We start from the raw sequence: 1,479 nt of genomic DNA on the forward strand, positions 1-1,479 counted from the left end.
TCCTGCCGTGTCCGCGCTGATCCCAGGCAAAATAGCTAAAACTCTCATCCGCTAGCCCGTCGGCTACGTGCATCGTCCTACCCGAGTGCTCGTGCCCGCGGTGAAATATCGCTACGGCTTTGGCGTTTGGCGCGGCTTTAAATTTGAGATTTTGCTCGGCGTTTTCGCTCGGCGTCTCGCTCAAATTTGACGCGCTGCATTTGCCTGTTTCGTTTAAATTTGAGTCCGAATTTTCGCCATCGTTTGGTAAATTTTGCTCGTCCGATTTGCCTTCGCTGTTTAAATTTAGCTCCGTATTTTCATCCGCGCCGCCCGCTTGCTCGCTAGCCGAATTTGACGTTTCGCTTGCGGCTCCGGCGCTCAAATTTGACCCGTCAAATTTACTATCCTCGCTCAAATTTACTTCGCTTGCGCTCGGGTTTTCGCACGCTACGTCCGCAGCCAGGCTGTATCTGTAAAATATCCTCGCCCCGTCGCTCGTTATAAAATAGCTCTCTTTAAACTCCATTTTTCGCCTTTCTTGCTTAAATTTATCGGTTTTTACGCTTATTTTATCCTAAAATGCCCCGTTATCTCGTACTCGTTTAGCACGTCCTCCTCCTGCGCGCCAAGCCCGATGTTATGGATCACGAGCGGGGTTTTGCCGCCGGCAAATTTATCCGAAACTATGCCGATATGAGGTCTGCCGTTATCTAGCCGCCACGTCACGATATCGCCCGCCTTAAACTCGCCCCTTGCCTCGTAGCCCTTGCGTTTTAGATAGGTCGCGATGTTTGGTACGCGGCGATGATCGATGTTTTTGTCGGTCTTTTTCGCGCCCCAGTTTTTTGGATAGGCGCTAAAATTTGCGCTTATGTCCTCGTGGATGAGCCGCTGCAGATCGATATCCTGTCCGCGCAGCGCCCTAACTACGACGTCGGTGCAAACGCCCTTCATCATATCCACGTCGCCCATCGGATAGGCTAGCCTAGAGTACGAAGGGTCGTAAAACAGCGTCCGTCCTACCTGCGCTCTAGCGTCTTGCACGAGCTTTTCGGCCGAAAATGCAAAGGCTAAATTTGCCGCGAGCGCTAAAAGTAAAATTTTGCTACAAATTTTCATCAAAACCTCACGCGTAAAAATATCTAACTATGTGAAAAAATATCGGCGCCGCAAAGCACAGCGAGTCCATACGGTCAAGCATCCCGCCGTGCCCGCTGATCATGTAGCCCCAGTCCTTGACGCCCAGATCGCGCTTGATCGCAGACATAACAAGCCCTCCTAAAAAACCCATCATACAAACGGCAAGCCCGATGAAAAACGCCCCCACCGCGCCAAAAGGCGTGAGATGATGCAGGTACGCAGCTAGCGCGCTAGCGCTAAGAACACCTCCCGCAAAGCCGACCACCGTTTTAGACGGGCTGATGCTAGGAGCGATCTTGCGCTTGCCAAAAAGCTTGCCCCAGACGTACTGCAGCACGTCGCTAGATTGCACGACCA

General features: G+C 51.9%; 3 protein-coding genes. All 3 read right to left on the reverse strand.

Annotated elements, in window-relative coordinates; all coding sequences use genetic code 11:
- On the reverse strand, positions 1 to 508 hold a 508-nt coding region (locus Q0314_RS07530), incomplete at its 3' end, for an alpha/beta hydrolase (RefSeq protein ID WP_298057929.1).
- Between the two features lie 38 nt (positions 509 to 546).
- A complete protein-coding gene (locus tag Q0314_RS07535) occupies positions 547 to 1,101 on the reverse strand; it encodes a DUF1287 domain-containing protein (protein ID WP_298057930.1) in 555 nt (184 codons plus the stop codon).
- A 7-nt stretch (positions 1,102 to 1,108) separates the two neighbouring features.
- Positions 1,109 to 1,479, reverse strand: a 371-nt coding sequence (locus Q0314_RS07540; protein WP_298057932.1) for a phosphatidate cytidylyltransferase, incomplete at its 5' end; no start/stop codon positions are given.

Origin of the sequence: uncultured Campylobacter sp. (assembly GCF_938040115.1) — a bacterium.
GTDB lineage: Bacteria > Campylobacterota > Campylobacteria > Campylobacterales > Campylobacteraceae > Campylobacter_A.